Raw genomic sequence first — 15,726 nt, 5'->3', positions numbered from 1 at the left:
TTGCATCCTATTGAGCTGTTTTCCACCATATAGAGAAAAATCAAAGCAAACGTTTGCTTTTTCTGTGGCAGCACAAAATAGTTCTGGTATTATGCGAAGCAAATAAATTATCTGCGTAGATAATTTCACCACCTTGCTAAAGTATAGGAATGTCAAAATGAGTCTCGCTGATCAAGTTCTCGCTGTTAACGATGATCTTCCAATTCGCACCGATAAACCCGTCCACAGCGGAAAAGTTCGCTCTGTTTACTGGCTCACTGAAGAAGACAGCAAGCGTCTTATCCAAGAAAAAGGTTATGACGTCGCCCCAGACGCGCCGCTAGCCATTATGGTTATAAGTGATCGTATCTCAGCATTCGACTGTATTTGGCACGCCGAAGGCGGACTTAAAGGGGTTCCGGGTAAAGGCGCAGCGCTCAATGCTATTTCAAATCATTGGTTTAAGCTTTTTAAGGACCACGGCTTAGCTGACAGCCACATCCTTGATATTCCCCACCCTTTCGTTTGGATCGTTCAAAAAGCGAAACCAATTATGATCGAAGCGATCTGCCGCCAGTACATTACTGGCTCAATGTGGCGCTCTTATGAGAAAGGCGAACGAGAGTTCTGTGGTATTGAGTTACCAGAAGGACTAGAAAAGGATAAAGCGCTACCAGAGCTGCTGATGACACCTTCAACGAAAGGCATTTTAAAAGGTATTCCGGGCGTGCCTGAAGCCGATGACGTAAACATCACGCGTCAGAACATCGTAGATAACTTCGCCGCATTTAACTTTTCTAAAGCAGAAGACATCTATCAGTACGAGAAGTTACTCCGCGAAGGCTTTGTTGTCATTAGTAACGCTCTCGCACAAGTTGAGCAAATCTTTGTCGATACTAAGTTTGAGTTTGGTTATGTGCATGATGCTGCGGGTAACGAGAAGCTTATCTACATGGATGAGGTTGGTACTCCAGATTCATCACGCATTTGGGACGAGCTCGAATACGATACGGGTAACATTGTCGAAAATTCAAAAGAAGGCTTTCGTCAGTTCCTACTTAACCACTTCCCTGAACCAGATATCTTACTTAACAAAGAGCGCATGGACGAGCGTGCAGCATTAGCGTGTGATAACGCACTACCGCTAGAGGCACTAATGGACATATCTAAAACTTACTTGGGCATCGCAGAGAAGATCACAGGTGGCAAGATTGAGTTAAGCAATAACCCAAAACAGGAAATCATCGATATCCTTAGCCGCGATTACGGCCTGATCGATTAACCTCCCCTGCCGAATCGAATGCCCTCACTTTTGAGGGCATTTTTGATTTCGCCGCAATTATCAAATTGGCAATTCAAAACAGAGCATAATTAAACCAGCATTTTCTCTGTAGGTCAGCGAATATACTCAAAGGAGTCTGACATACATTAGTAGAGGTTGCTTCCTTAATATCAGGGTTTCACTTTTGTACGAGCGAAGAAAAACTAGCTCTGTGCTTAGCTATTTATTCTTACCACCTTTGTTCCCCCCACCGCTGTTACCACCTCCACGATTACCGCCTCCTTTGTCGCCTCCGCCTTTGTTGCTATTACCGCTATTGCCTCGGCTCTCGCTACTATTACCCTTTCCTTGGCTCCGCGAGCTTGAAGAGATTGTGCGGGCGTCTGGTGATTGTTTATTTGTTTTCAGCTCACCAGTACCATTACCCGGGTTCGAGTACTTAGCATGAGCATTAAGCTCCTCTTGAGTAACGAAACCATCGCGATCTTTATCGAACGAAGGAAACGCACTGAGTCCATCTCCTTCTCGCTCAGACTCATCGCCTTCTTCCTCGTCACCGTCATCATCACCCTGACGGAACTGATTAAACTCTTCTTGCGATACCAATCCGTCACCATCAGTGTCAATGTCTTCAACACTTGGCGGCGTTTTCGTTCTGTTGCTGCCCGCCTCTTCACCTTCTTCTTCTTCCGCGTAAGCATTAGAAAATGCCAGTGCTAACAAGACAGCAGTCAATAGCAATTTCTTCATAATTCACTCCTGATACATCCCTCAATTAAAGTCTAGCGGATATCGCGGTGATCGCTTATGTGAGTGACAGGCTATGAATTACTGCGGCGAAGCGGTATAAGTAGCATTCCCAATGTAAGTCCCTTTGAATTATGGATTACCTAGCCCTTTCTCGAATCAGCCTTAAACACCTTACCGTGTTACATGTCCTTCTTAGTACTCATAGCGTGACCAATGCCGCCAAGGTCCTATGCGTTACCCCGTCAAGTGTGAGTAAAACTCTCAATCAGCTGCGGGATCAACTTAAAGATGAGCTGTTCTACCGTGAGGGAGGCCAATTAATTCCAACGCCATTTGCGCTTAGCATTGGTTCTGAAGTTCATAAAATATTGTCGAGCATGAATGGTATTTTGCACCAAGGTGCTTTCAAGCCAGCGGAATTTGAGGGGACGATTTCTCTCTCTATGCGCGAAAGTACCTTTGAACTGTTCGCGTCAAAAATCGCGCTCATCATAAACCAGCTCGCCAACGCGAGAGCTATCAATGTTTATGCGAAAGAGCAGTTAAGTTTTGATGCCTTGGTACGCGGGCAAGTCGATTTTATGATCTTACCGCATGATATTAGCCAACCACCAACACGTAGCCGCGAGCTAATGTGGCAACAAATTTGTGCTGATGAAATGGTCTGTTTGATGTCCACTAGCCATCAATTAGCTAATAAAGCGCTCGGCATTGATGACTATCTGTCGTACCAGCATATCGGTATTTTGGACAAAGATCTCGCTGAGCCCTACTTCGAACAAACCCTGACACAGAAATACGGCACCCGTAAAGTGGCAATGTCCGTTGCGGATTTCGGCGCTGCCGCGATCATGTGTCACCATTCAGAGCACTTACTAACCTGCTCTAAAATGTGGGCTGAAAATGCAGCGCAAGCAAAAGGCTTAGTCTCTAAACCTCTTCCTTTTGAGTATGGCAAGGTCGCCTATAGCTTAGTGTGGAACCAAGCAAGCTTAAACAACCCTGCACTACACTGGCTCCACCAGCAATTAACGACCGCTGGCTAAGTATAAATAGCAGGGGTAAGTATCGGTTGGATAATTCTATCTGCAATAAGTGAGTGAAACCGATTCATCTCAACTTCACTACATTTTGCCCACTCTAGTGCTTGCCCACTCACCCCATGATGCTGAAACGCATTAAGCCGAACTATCACGTCGGCCGGCAGTGAGCGAATCAATTTAACAACCTCATCGATTTCGCTATCCAGATCGCTTTTACCCGGAATATGTAACAGCCTAAGCTCATGCAGTTTTTTGGCGCTTGCTAGGTAGCGAATCGAATCTATTACTCTATGATTGTCTCTTCTCGTTAACCATTGATGCGTTTCACTCTGCCATGATTTTAAATCGAGCATAACACCGTCAAGAACAGGTATAACTTTTTCCCAGGCGTGAATAGGTAAATAGCCGTTACTATCAATGAAACAAGTTAGGTGTCCTAGCTCTCGGTCTGCTTTGATGGCACTAAATAGTGCTATGATAAACGGGAGCTGAAGGGTGGCCTCTCCACCCGAAACCGTGATACCGGATATAAAGAAGTGTTGGCTACGGATGACCTCCAAGATCTGAGTGACATTGTAACGCCTAATCTTGGGACTCGATTTGTGACCACAGATATCGATACATTTATCGCAGTGAGTACAAAGCCCTTCATCCCAAACCACTTTGATATCAGTCATAGCTAACGCTTGTGTAGGACATGAGTCAACACAATCACCACAGTGATTACAATGATTGATCGTATGTGGGTTATGGCAATTTAAGCAATCGAAGTTACACCCTTGTAGAAAGATGACCAGGCGATTGCCCGGCCCATCAACACAAGAGAAATTAAGATTGCGGCTAACTAACGCTGACTTCTCACTCACTGCTGTGCCCTACTACTTGTAAACTGGCTCTGTTTCCATGCTTACCACGCGAGGTGAACGGTCTAGTATTCCAGTGTTCTTTGCCGCCTCAGCTCCCAAGAAAGTAGTGTTTTTACGTGAGCCTTCCTCGGCAAACTTGTTGATATCAGAAAGCTTAATCATGTAACCCGTAACACGGACTAAATCATTAGACGCAACGTTCGCGGTAAACTCCCTAAAACCTTGCTTCAAAGCGCCTTTACACAAATTGAACATAGCTTCGGGGTTGGATTTCACCGTTTCATCTATGGTCAAAATATCACTGATACCAGAGGTGTAATATTTGTGCTGCTCAGCGGTTGCTTGAACATAAGACACAGGATCTGGCTCGGTGCCATAAGGGATACGAACACCAGGTGTCACATCTTCATCCAAGCTGATCCCGCCCTGAGCATGAAGCAGTGCCTTGCCCTCTAAGCCATATTTCACTGGGCTACTGTCGACGAGGTGAGCGAGCTTTTCAGATATTGCGAGTGCGAGTCGATTTGCCTGGTGACTATGCCCGTATTTTTCATTGATGCCTTCTTTATCAAGCAAGATATTGACCGCTTCAGCCATACCATAAATGCCATACATAGGCGCAAATCGATTCTCTTCAACCAAGCCCTCTGTTGTTAAGAAGCCTTTGAAGAAGTTCGATTTCTCGTGCAGGTGACTGCTGCGCGCATCCATGAGCTCAATCATTAATTCACTATAAGATGGCAAGACATAATCTAGAAAATCTGTTCTGTCTTTTGAACGCAATGCAACTTCTTTTAGGTTCATTCGCACTAGGGTATTCGACCCACCAGCAAGAGGCAGAGAATTGTAACAACTAACAATGCCGAACTTATTCTCACCATAAGCGGCTGCATGCATTGGATAATTAGCAATATGAGGTTTGCTACATTCACAGATATTGGTCGTCGCTTGTTTGAGTAGATCGTCTGGGGTGACGTTCGCATCGTACATAAAGGTTAAGTTCGGAGCGATTTGCTTTAACTCTGAGTCGACTCGTAGGATGGTTCGGCAAATGATATTATCTGTTGGACCAATGTTTACATGCATAAACGCATCTGGCAGTGTTCTATCTAGCATAATCCAGAATCGTTTAAGCTTGGTATAAAGCTCCTCTTCACTGAGATTTCCAACGTACGGCAGTAGAACATCATCTAATTGCCCTAAGTAGACGGGAATGTTGGTCACCGATGGGACATGATGATAGAGAATGGTCAGCAAGTTGATAGCATCATCAAAATCTTTAGCGGCTTCCAGCTCTAAATACTCAGAGCCGCGCTTTAAGAACTTTGCGTAATCTGGCAAAACATAACGTGGTTTAAACGGTGCATGGCCTTCAAACATGTCACACAAAACGCCTGCCTCCATAGCATCAACGACATCCTTTGATACCTTCATGTAAGGCAGACTTGCCTCTGCTTCGAGCGCTAAAAATTGATTCTTCTGTTTTGGAGAGAGCTTGGCATCGGTAACGATATTGGTTACACGTTGTTGGAATGCATTATGAGTTTCAGACATGGCTATAATCCTTATTAATTATATGGATTTTAACCCATGCCATTAATGTCCACTATTGATATTATGTTTAGGTCTATTTTCCAATTTGGAAATAAACACATAAGAAAACCCCGATTTCTCGGGGTTATCACGTATTGCTTTATAGCTTAAAGCGTTGAATTTCCTGCTCTAGCTCATGAGACAGCTCGGATAGCTGAGCGGCTTGTGACGCCGCGTCATGAGCTTCATCTGCCAGTTCATTTGACACATCTCGAATGCCCACTGTGTTACGAGTAATTTCAGAGGTCACGGATGCCTGCTCTTCTGCTGCTGAAGCAATTTGAGTCGCCATATCGCTGATGCGCTCTACTGCTGTTTGGATTTGCGTCAAGCTAACAGCAGCTGCATCTGAATCTGATACGCTGGTATCTGCCAGTTGACGGCTATCACCCATGATACCTACCGCTTTACCCGTCGTACCTTGAAGCATTTCAATCATCTGCTGAATTTCTTGAGTCGAAGCATGAGTGCGTTGGCTTAGTACGCGAACTTCGTCAGCAACAACCGCAAAACCTCGCCCTTGCTCACCGGCTCGTGCGGCTTCAATTGCTGCATTAAGTGCAAGTAGGTTAGTTTGTTCAGCAATCCCCTGAATGGTCGAAAGAATTGTATTGATACTGTTGCCGTGAACTTCAAGCTCTTGGATGACTTCAGTCGCTACCTGCACTTCAGTCGCCAGGTTTTGGATAGAAGTTTGAGTTTGGACAACTTGCTCACCACCGTGAACACACGCAGTAACGGCTTCTGTTGAGTTCTGGGCAGTGTTGTCTGCATTGCCTGCAATCTCTTGAGTCGCTGCCGCCATCTCATTGATTGCGGTCGCCACCATGTTGATTTCATCTTGCTGGAGACGAATACGAGCACTACGCTCTTCAGCTTGCTGCGCAGTTTGCTTGGATTGTTCTGATAGCGAAGCTGAAACCACACTAAGTTTAGACACCATAGTATGCATGTTGCCAACGAACGTGTTGAAGTTTGTTGCTAGTTGACCCACTTCATCATCACTACGTGGTTCAAGGCGTTGAGTAAGGTCACCTTCACCTGAAGCAATCTCCTCTAGGGCGTTAGAAACTCGAACCAAATCTTGGAACAAGAAGCTAACTAGCCAAGACACGACAGCAATAACAATCAAGGTAATTACAACGGCAGTAATGATTAGGCTTTGAAGAAGCTCACTATGGGCAGCTTCTTCTGTCGCACGATCCATTTCAATGGCAAAAATCCATTGAGTATCTGGGACCTTAGTGAAAAAGTAGAACTTCTCTTGGCCGTTACGTTCGATCATTTTAATTGAACCGGCATCGGCCGCCTCTTCGATTGCTCGAGGAGTAAACTCTTTTGAAAGCGTAGTAACAGGCTTAAGAGATAGAGACTTGTCTGGGTGCGCTAAGAAAGTGCCATTTTGTGTATCAATTAGCATAGCGTAGGCATTCTTACCCGCATCCAAGTTGATGACATCATTGATAAGCTGGTCAATGAGTACGTCTGCACCTACGACTCCCACAAACGCACCATTACGACGAATAGGTTCAGCTATAGTCACAAGTAAAGCATTGGTAATGGCGTCTTGGTAGGCAGTCGTGATGATTTGGCGACCAGCAGCGTTGGCATCGATGTACCAAGGACGTACACGAGGATCGTAGTCCGCGCGGTTACGTTCTGGGTGAGAACGATACATACCCCCCTCAGGTGTACCTAAAAAGATGTCATCAAAGCCACCCGCCTTTCGAGCTTGCTGCAAATAAGGGACAACATCAGTTTCGCCACTGTAATCGTTAAATGCAGAGGCAATATCTTTACGAATATTGATCCAATCTTTAATCCCCGACGAAGCCGTCGTCGCGAGACTTTCTGCACGAGCGTAGACGCCATTCTGAGTTTGCTGTTTAAGCTGATCAGCCGATAGCCAGGTCAAAGCACTTGCCATAAGCACCACTGCTATCAGGCTTGCACCTATGAGTTTTTGTTTTAGTGATATATTCATAATTAATTATTTTGATTGTGGAACAGACAGAGGTTGCGAATTTTATAGCCAAATACGCTTCTATGCACGCAATATTCTCAAGTTCGTGGCTCAACATAACTAATTGTAAACACGATATTTTTATGGCGTCAGAGAGTCGTCGAATTTTCTGGTTGCGTCTGCATTGCTTGTGGATTATCTCGGTAGTATTTTTCGATCAACTCTTTACCGTAGATAACTTCAGTTTGCATGTGCAAAGCCATTAGAATCAAAGCAATGGTTGCAGATATGATATTCAACCATTTAGTGACACATTTTCTTTTCTTTGGAGAGTAAACAGCGATATTAACCGTAACCAATACAAATGGGTAAGTAATTAGAATAACGAGAAAAGCACCTAGATAGTTTGAAATTGCCATTGGCGTATCGTAGCCCATAAGCACCTCTTTCCGTGAAGTAGAGGCTCTAATCTAACGCTGAATGGTGTCTAATATTGAGGAATCATCTATTTACATTATCGTTTATTCTAATAACTTGAAGTCACTCGTAAAGAACTTGATTAGAGGTTTATTCCATCGTTTTGAGACATAAAAAAAGCCAGACACTACGGTCTGGCATTTTCTTTTATTTCACTGAATTACTCTTCAGTGTCGTTGTTTTCGCTTGGCGCTTCGACGGAATCAGTAGCTTGAGTAGCCTCGTCTTCGGCACTATCTTCACCTTCAACTAGCTCTGCTTCTTCTACTTCGTCGATACGTTGGAGGCCGACAACATTTTCGTCTTCAGCAGTACGGATCAACGTGACACCTTGCGTGTTACGACCAACTTGGCTAACTTCCGCAACTCGAGTTCGTACTAGAGTACCAGCGTCGGTGATCATCATCATCTCGTCGCCTTCTTCTACTTGTACCGCACCTACAACAGGGCCATTACGCTCAGAAACCTTGATAGACACAACGCCTTGAGTCGCACGACCTTTGGTTGGGTACTCTGCAAGCTCAGTACGCTTACCGTAACCGTTTTGCGTTACCGTCAGAATGTCACCTTCATTTGCAGGAACAATCAGCGAAACAACTTGATCATCATCGGCAAGTTTCATACCACGAACACCAGCCGCAGTACGTCCCATTGCGCGTACTTTATCTTCTGCAAAGCGAACCACTTTACCCGCTTTCGAGAACAACATGATATCGCTTTGACCATCGGTAATATCAACACCGATCAGCGAATCGTCGTCACGTAGGTTAACTGCAATTAGACCATTTGCGCGAACATTCGCGAATTGGTCAAGTGAAGTCTTCTTAACCGTACCGTCACCCGTTGCCATGAAGATAAACTTCTCAGCACTGAACTCGGAAACCGGTAAGATCGCTGTAATACGCTCACCTTCTTCTAGAGGAAGAATATTGACGATTGGCTTACCACGAGCAGTACGACTTGCTAGTGGTAGTTGGTAAACTTTCAGACGATAAGTCTTACCGCGAGTCGAGAAACATAAGATGTTGTCGTGAGTATTCGCAACAAGCAAGCGCTCGATGTAATCCTCTTCTTTCATCTTCGTTGCACTCTTACCTTTACCACCACGACGCTGTGCTTCGTAATCGCTTAGAATTTGGTACTTAACGTAACCTTCGTGAGATAGCGTCACAACCACATCTTCACGAGCGATCAGCTCTTCCATGTCAATGTCGTGGCTTGCTGCTGTGATTTCTGTGCGGCGAACATCGCCGAACGCATCACGAACAGTTTCTAGCTCTTCACGAATAACTTCCATCAGACGCTCAGTGCTTGCAAGAATATGCATTAGCTCTTTGATTTCGTCCAATAGTGCTTTGTACTCGTCTAGAATCTTCTCGTGCTCAAGACCAGTCAGCTTGTGTAGACGTAGATCTAGAATTGCTTGTGCTTGTGTTTCAGTCAGGTAGTACTGCCCGTCACGGATACCGTATTGCTCTTCCAACCAATCAGGGCGAGCAGCATCGGTACCTGCACTTTCAAGCATAGCTGCTACGTTGCCAAGGTCCCAACCACGAGCCACTAGGCCCGCTTTTGCTTCTGCTGGCGTTGCTGCGTTACGAATCAATTCGATGATTTCATCGATATTCGCTAATGCAAGGGCAAGGGCTTCAAGGATATGGGCACGATCACGCGCTTTTTTAAGTTCGAAAATAGTACGGCGAGTTACCACTTCACGGCGGTGATCAACGAAGCACTTCAACATATCTTTCAGGTTGAATAGCTGAGGTTGGCCATTATTTAGCGCAACCATGTTGATACCGAAAGTCGTTTGCAGTTGAGTTTGTGCGTATAGGTTGTTTAGAACCACTTCGCCCACTGCATCACGCTTACATTCAATAACAATACGCATACCGTCTTTATCAGACTCATCGCGCAGCGCACTGATACCTTCAACTTTCTTATCTTTAACTAGCTCTGCGATCTTTTCGATCAAGCGTGCTTTGTTAACTTGATAAGGGATTTCGGTAACAATAATGGTCTCTTTACCATTCTTGTCTGCTTCCACATCCGCTTTCGAGCGCATGTAAATCTTACCACGGCCCGTCTTGTATGCATCGACGATGCCTTTACGGCCGCTGATTAGCGCTGCTGTTGGGAAGTCTGGACCAGGAATGTAGTCCATTAGTTCATCAATAGTGATCTCTTCATCATTGATGTATGCAAGACAGCCATCAATTACCTCAGTCAAGTTATGCGGAGGAATGTTGGTTGCCATACCTACTGCGATACCAGAAGCACCGTTCACCAATAGGTTAGGAATTTTAGTTGGTAGAACTGCAGGGATCTGCTCAGTGCCATCATAGTTAGGCACGTAATCTACAGTTTCTTTATCTAGGTCAGCCAAAAGTTCGTGGGCAATTTTTGCCATGCGAACTTCGGTGTAACGCATTGCTGCCGCTGAGTCACCATCGATCGAACCGAAGTTACCTTGACCGTCGACCAGCATGTAACGAAGCGAAAACGGCTGAGCCATACGTACGATAGTATCGTACACAGCGCTATCACCATGTGGGTGATATTTACCGATTACGTCGCCAACAACACGGGCAGATTTTTTATATGGTTTATTCCAATCATTACCTAGTACATTCATCGCGAATAAAACGCGGCGGTGTACAGGCTTTAGGCCATCACGCACATCTGGAAGAGCACGACCCACGATGACTGACATCGCGTAGTCTAGGTATGAACCTCGAAGCTCATCTTCAATGTTTACGGGCGTGATCTCTTTCGCTAGATCGCTCATAGAGCCATTATCCCTCTATTTATAGATCGTATGTACAATACGCTTAAGGTGCAAAAATATAACATACATTTCAGTGGTTCGGCATTACTTTCCCTCTCCTTTTATCAGGTTGTGAGCTCGGTTGTGAATCAAACGCTGAGAAATTGCACACTCTTCTGATATCTTGCTGATTAATGGTTATATTTTACTCACCTATAGAGAAAAGTGATCCCGTCTATGGAGTGTACGAACTTAACGGGTATAATGCCTTTCATTCTAGGACGCGGTTAATTTAATAGAGTAGTTATGACCCAATCACAAAATGTCGATCCAAATGAAATTAAGAAGTTTGAGGATATGGCCTCACGTTGGTGGGATTTAGAAGGCGAATTTAAGCCTTTACACCAAATCAACCCATTGCGCCTTAATTATGTTTTAGATAATTGTGATGGTCTTTTTGGTAAAACTGTCCTAGACGTTGGCTGTGGTGGTGGCATCTTAGCTGAAAGCATGGCCAAAGAAGGCGCTGTAGTCACTGGATTGGATATGGGTAAAGAGCCTTTAGAGGTTGCTAGGCTACACGCTCTAGAGACTGGTACCAAACTGACCTACATTCAAAGCACTATCGAAGACCATGCTGCAGAAAACCAAGGCAAATATGATGTCGTGACCTGTATGGAGATGCTAGAGCATGTCCCTGATCCACTGTCTGTCATTCGCGCTTGTGCCGCTCTCGTTAAGCCAGGTGGTCACGTCTTCTTTTCAACACTTAACCGCAACCTTAAGTCTTATCTATTCGCGATTGTCGGCGCAGAAAAGCTGTTGAAGATTGTCCCTGAAGGCACTCATGATCACGATAAATTCATCCGCCCTGCTGAGCTGATCAAGATGGTTGATCAAACGGACTTAACCGAAACAGGAATTACTGGTCTTCATTACAACCCTCTCACCGATACCTATAAGCTAGGTCGAAAGGTAGATGTAAATTACATTGTCCACACCCAGAAATTTTAACATTTATCACACACTAGATGTAGTGGTTACGAATAAGGCGATAGCACAAGCTCATCGCCTTTTTTAGTGCCAATTGAAGCAATTTTTGTCGGTTTGATTCCAAAATAATCAACGCAAAAATCGAAGACAACTTTGACCAAAGATCAAGGAATTTTTTTTTGTTTATGGTTACTTCTAAACCGATCTAAAAACGGTAATTAATTACAATCTTATCTACTCTAACTTCATCGGTTAGTAGTCACTTACTGTTTTTTTTAATTTTGTTAGTTATCCACAAGTCATCCAAGATCTGCAACTTGAAAAGACGCATGGATAGCACTATCTTGTAATCCGCACCTTGGTGCACCCCTATATGTTGTGTTTGTACTACAATATATAGATAGACTTTGATCACAAAGCCGGAACGATTTTTACAAGAATTACACAAAAAGACGGCTTTTATCAGTTTTGTTAGGGAAATGAAGCAGAATGAACCAACAACTTACCGTTACTAAGCGTGACGGACGCAAAGAAAGTATCGATCTCGAGAAGATCCACCGCGTTATCACCTGGGCTGCCGAAGGTCTAGATAACGTCTCTGTATCTCAAGTAGAACTGCGCGCTCACATTCAGTTCTATGACGGTATCACTACCTCTGATATCCACGAGACAATTATCAAATCTGCAGCGGATTTGATCTCTGAAGAGACACCTGATTATCAATACCTAGCGGCACGTTTGGCTGTATTCCATCTGCGCAAGAAAGCGTATGACCAGTATGAGCCACCAGCATTATACGATCACGTTGCTCACCTGGTTGATATGGGTAAGTACGACCAGCACATTCTGGAAGACTACACCAAAGCAGAACTTGATGAGCTCGATGCGTATATCGACCACAAGCGCGACCTAAACTTCTCTTATGCGGCCGTTAAGCAGCTTGAAGGTAAGTACTTTGTTCAAAACCGTGTATCCGGTGAAATCTACGAAAGTGCGCAGTTCCTTTATATCCTAGTTGCTGCGTGTCTGTTCGCGAAATACCCGAAAGAGACGCGTCTTGATTACATCAAACGCTTCTACGATGCGACGTCGACATTTAAAATTTCTTTACCTACTCCGATCATGTCAGGTGTACGTACTCCTACTCGCCAATTCAGCTCGTGTGTCCTGATCGAATGTGGCGATAGCCTAGATTCTATCAACGCAACGGCAAGCTCTATTGTTCGTTACGTTTCTCAGCGAGCTGGTATTGGTATCAATGCAGGTCGTATCCGCGCTCTAGGTTCAGAGATTCGAGGTGGTGAAGCGTTCCACACAGGTTGTATTCCTTTCTACAAATACTTCCAGACGGCAGTAAAATGTTGTTCACAAGGTGGTGTACGCGGCGGTGCTGCAACTGTATTCTACCCATTATGGCACGGTGAATCTCAAGCTTTGATGGTTCTCAAGAACAACCGTGGTGTTGAAGAAAACCGTGTTCGTCATATGGATTACGGTGTTCAACTAAACCGCCTCATGTACCAGCGCTTGGTAGAAGGTGGCAACATTACTCTGTTCTCACCATCAGATGTACCTGGTCTGTACGATGCGTTCTTCGAAAACCAAGATGAGTTCGAGCGTCTATACGTCAAGTACGAGAACGATCCTTCAGTAAAGAAAGAATCGGTTAAAGCTATCGAGATGTTCTCTATCTTGATGCAGGAGCGCGCTTCTACGGGTCGTATCTACATCCAAAACGTTGACCACTGTAATACACACAGCCCATTCGATTCAGAAGTGGCACCTGTTCGTCAATCTAACCTATGTTTAGAAATTGCGCTGCCGACTAAGCCGCTAAAGAACGTAGAAGATGATTCTGGTGAAATTGCACTGTGTACGCTATCAGCATTCAACCTTGGTGCAATTAACTCTTTAGATGATTTCGAAGAGCTTTCTGATCTTGTTGTTCGCGCTCTAGACGCACTATTGGATTACCAGGACTACCCGCTACCAGCAGCATACAAGTCAACCATGAATCGCCGTACTCTAGGTGTTGGTGTTATAAACTACGCTTACTACCTTGCGAAAAACGGTGTTAAGTACTCCGACGGTAGCGCAAATGGCCTAACACACCGTACATTTGAAGCAATGCAATACTATTTGCTCAAGGCTTCGGTTGCGCTAGCGAAAGAGCAAGGTAAGTGTCCTTTATTCGAAGAAACAAACTACGCTAAAGGCCTAATGCCAATCGACACGTACAAGAAAGATATAGATCTAGTTTGTGACGAACAGCTTCATTACGATTGGGATGGTTTACGCCAAGAGATCATGACACATGGCCTACGTAACTCGACCCTAACAGCGCTAATGCCTTCTGAGACGTCATCTCAGATCTCTAACGCGACAAACGGTATTGAGCCACCTCGGGGTTATGTTTCAGTAAAAGCGTCGAAAGATGGCATCTTGAAGCAGGTTGTACCTGATTTCCTAGAATACAAAGACAACTACGAACTGCTGTGGAATATCGGCTCAAACGATGGATACCTACACCTAGTAGGTATTATGCAGAAGTTTGTTGACCAAGCAATTTCAGCGAATACTAACTACGACCCAACGCGTTTTGAAAGTGGCAAAGTGCCAATGAAGAAACTGCTTCAAGATCTGCTTACAGCGTATAAGTTTGGTGTAAAAACACTCTACTATCACAACACACGTGATGGCGCGAGCGACGATCAGAAAGACGCAGTGCAACCACAAGACGATGACTGCGCAGGCGGCGGTTGTAAGATTTAAACCATAATCCTTACCAAAGGGTTATCAAGGCTTAACAAATAATTCGCCCCTCTAGCAGAGGGGCTTAAAAGGAATTGAGGCACCATGGCTTACAGTACTTTTAACCAAAACAAAAATGACCAGCTAAAAGAACCTATGTTCTTGGGTCAGTCAGTCAATGTTGCTCGTTACGATCAACAAAAATTCGAGATCTTCGAAAAGCTCATTGAGAAGCAACTGTCTTTCTTCTGGCGCCCAGAAGAAGTCGACGTATCAAGCGACCGTATCGATTACAACAAACTGCCAGAGCATGAGAAGCACATTTTCATCTCTAACCTTAAATATCAAACATTGCTAGACTCTATCCAAGGACGCAGCCCAAACGTTGCCCTACTGCCTTTGGTATCACTGCCTGAGGTAGAAACTTGGATTGAAACTTGGTCTTTCTCTGAAACCATTCACTCGCGTTCTTACACGCACATCATCCGTAACATTGTGAATGATCCTGGCCTAGTGTTTGACGACATTGTCGAAAACGAACACATCCTGAAACGTGCAGAAGATATTTCGCGCTACTACGATGAGTTGATCCAAATGACCAATGATTACCATCGCTACGGCGAAGGTAATCATACAATCAATGGCGAAGAAGTGAAAATTACTCTTCACGAGCTTAAGAAACAACTTTACGTGTGCTTAATGTCGGTTAACGCACTCGAGGCGATTCGTTTCTATGTTAGTTTCGCGTGTTCATTTGCATTCGCAGAGCGTGAGCTTATGGAAGGTAACGCTAAAATAATCAAGCTCATCGCTCGTGACGAAGCTCTTCACCTAACTGGGACTCAGCACATGATTAATTTGCTGCGCAACGGTCAAGATGACTTCTCATTCATGCAAATTGCGGAAGAGTGTAAGCAAGAATGCTTTGACCTGTTCAAAGACGCTGCTGAGCAAGAAAAAGAGTGGGCAGAATACCTATTCAAAGATGGTTCGATGATCGGCCTAAACAAAGACATTCTTTGCCAATACGTTGAGTACATCACTAACATCCGTATGCAGGCCGTGGGCCTAGACGTCGCTTACCCAGAAGCAACATCTAACCCAATTCCTTGGATTAACGCATGGTTGTCTTCAGATAACGTTCAGGTTGCGCCACAAGAAGCAGAAATATCATCTTACCTGGTTGGCCAGATCGATAGTGATGTTCGTGCAGACGACTTTAAAGATTTCGAGCTTTAAACCGCAAAGGATTGATAGATCTT

Annotated in this window: 11 protein-coding genes; 5 read left to right on the top strand and 6 right to left on the bottom strand. The window is 44.6% G+C overall.

Translation table 11 applies throughout. The features are described from left to right. The first annotated feature begins 157 nt into the window (after nt 1–157). Nucleotides 158–1,261 carry a phosphoribosylaminoimidazolesuccinocarboxamide synthase gene (locus ZX61_RS13695; RefSeq protein ID WP_049845191.1) on the top strand — a complete coding sequence of 368 codons (1,104 nt, stop codon included), beginning with the start codon at nt 158–160 and terminating at the stop codon, nt 1,259–1,261. Between the two features lie 219 nt (nt 1,262–1,480). On the opposite strand, the gene ZX61_RS13690 is transcribed toward ZX61_RS13695, so the two are convergent. Then, nucleotides 1,481–2,011 (bottom strand): hypothetical protein, encoded by a 531-nt coding sequence (locus ZX61_RS13690; RefSeq protein WP_049845190.1) that lies wholly within the window; start codon nt 2,009–2,011, stop codon nt 1,481–1,483. A 131-nt stretch (nt 2,012–2,142) separates the two neighbouring features. Here ZX61_RS13690 and ZX61_RS13685 point away from each other — a divergent pair, with 131 nt between their 5' ends. Beyond that, entirely contained in the window at nt 2,143–3,057 is a 915-nt protein-coding gene (locus ZX61_RS13685; protein ID WP_082173494.1) for a LysR family transcriptional regulator, read from the top strand. On the opposite strand, the gene ZX61_RS13680 is transcribed toward ZX61_RS13685, so the two are convergent. The 5 genes from ZX61_RS13680 to gyrA form a co-directional block, all read right to left on the bottom strand. Then, nucleotides 3,054–3,920 (bottom strand): YjjW family glycine radical enzyme activase, encoded by an 867-nt coding sequence (locus ZX61_RS13680; RefSeq protein WP_049845188.1) that lies wholly within the window; start codon nt 3,918–3,920, stop codon nt 3,054–3,056. The two genes, ZX61_RS13685 and ZX61_RS13680, sit on opposite strands and share 4 nt — an antisense overlap. A 12-nt stretch (nt 3,921–3,932) precedes the next feature. After that, nucleotides 3,933–5,474, bottom strand: a complete 1,542-nt coding sequence (locus ZX61_RS13675) for a YjjI family glycine radical enzyme (RefSeq protein WP_049845187.1) — start codon at nt 5,472–5,474, stop codon at nt 3,933–3,935. A gap of 139 nt (nt 5,475–5,613) precedes the next feature. Beyond that, complete coding sequence (locus ZX61_RS13670) at nt 5,614–7,497, bottom strand: methyl-accepting chemotaxis protein (RefSeq protein ID WP_049845186.1); 1,884 nt, start codon at nt 7,495–7,497, stop codon at nt 5,614–5,616. Between the two features lie 128 nt (nt 7,498–7,625). Continuing rightward, entirely contained in the window at nt 7,626–7,913 is a 288-nt protein-coding gene (locus tag ZX61_RS13665) for a hypothetical protein (protein WP_049845185.1), read from the bottom strand. 200 nt (nt 7,914–8,113) lie between these two features. Further along, a complete protein-coding gene (gene gyrA, locus ZX61_RS13660) occupies nt 8,114–10,741 on the bottom strand; it encodes a DNA topoisomerase (ATP-hydrolyzing) subunit A (RefSeq protein ID WP_049845184.1) in 2,628 nt (875 codons plus the stop codon). Nucleotides 10,742–11,026: 285 nt separating this feature from the next. On the opposite strand from gyrA, the gene ubiG reads away from it, so the two are divergent. The 3 genes from ubiG (at nt 11,027) to nrdB (ending at nt 15,703) form a co-directional block, all read left to right on the top strand. Further along, complete coding sequence (ubiG, locus tag ZX61_RS13655) at nt 11,027–11,734, top strand: bifunctional 2-polyprenyl-6-hydroxyphenol methylase/3-demethylubiquinol 3-O-methyltransferase UbiG (RefSeq protein WP_049845183.1); 708 nt, start codon at nt 11,027–11,029, stop codon at nt 11,732–11,734. Between the two features lie 468 nt (nt 11,735–12,202). Continuing rightward, nucleotides 12,203–14,485 carry a class 1a ribonucleoside-diphosphate reductase subunit alpha gene (gene nrdA / locus ZX61_RS13650; protein WP_049845182.1) on the top strand — a complete coding sequence of 761 codons (2,283 nt, stop codon included), beginning with the start codon at nt 12,203–12,205 and terminating at the stop codon, nt 14,483–14,485. A gap of 84 nt (nt 14,486–14,569) precedes the next feature. Beyond that, nucleotides 14,570–15,703, top strand: coding sequence for a class Ia ribonucleoside-diphosphate reductase subunit beta (gene nrdB / locus ZX61_RS13645; RefSeq protein ID WP_049845181.1), 1,134 nt, complete (start codon nt 14,570–14,572; stop codon nt 15,701–15,703). Nucleotides 15,704–15,726: the final 23 nt, after the last annotated feature.

It is taken from the genome of Vibrio sp. VPAP30 (assembly GCF_001188205.1).
GTDB lineage: Bacteria > Pseudomonadota > Gammaproteobacteria > Enterobacterales > Vibrionaceae > Vibrio > Vibrio bivalvicida.
The sequence above is the reverse complement of the archived record's forward strand: the minus strand, read 5'-3'. Positions and strand labels throughout refer to the sequence as shown.

What these genes read in the sequence shown, in the direction of transcription:
- ZX61_RS13690 (WP_049845190.1), bottom strand. Translation starts at nt 2,011, where the DNA reads ATGAAGAAATTGCTATTGACTGCTGTCTTGTTAGCACTGGCATTTTCT.
- ZX61_RS13675 (WP_049845187.1), bottom strand. Translation starts at nt 5,474, where the DNA reads ATGTCTGAAACTCATAATGCATTCCAACAACGTGTAACCAATATCGTT.
- ZX61_RS13685 (WP_082173494.1), top strand. Translation starts at nt 2,143, where the DNA reads ATGGATTACCTAGCCCTTTCTCGAATCAGCCTTAAACACCTTACCGTG.
- nrdB (WP_049845181.1), top strand. Translation starts at nt 14,570, where the DNA reads ATGGCTTACAGTACTTTTAACCAAAACAAAAATGACCAGCTAAAAGAA.
- nrdA (WP_049845182.1), top strand. Translation starts at nt 12,203, where the DNA reads ATGAACCAACAACTTACCGTTACTAAGCGTGACGGACGCAAAGAAAGT.
- ubiG (WP_049845183.1), top strand. Translation starts at nt 11,027, where the DNA reads ATGACCCAATCACAAAATGTCGATCCAAATGAAATTAAGAAGTTTGAG.
- ZX61_RS13665 (WP_049845185.1), bottom strand. Translation starts at nt 7,913, where the DNA reads ATGGGCTACGATACGCCAATGGCAATTTCAAACTATCTAGGTGCTTTT.
- gyrA (WP_049845184.1), bottom strand. Translation starts at nt 10,741, where the DNA reads ATGAGCGATCTAGCGAAAGAGATCACGCCCGTAAACATTGAAGATGAG.
- ZX61_RS13695 (WP_049845191.1), top strand. Translation starts at nt 158, where the DNA reads ATGAGTCTCGCTGATCAAGTTCTCGCTGTTAACGATGATCTTCCAATT.
- ZX61_RS13670 (WP_049845186.1), bottom strand. Translation starts at nt 7,497, where the DNA reads ATGAATATATCACTAAAACAAAAACTCATAGGTGCAAGCCTGATAGCA.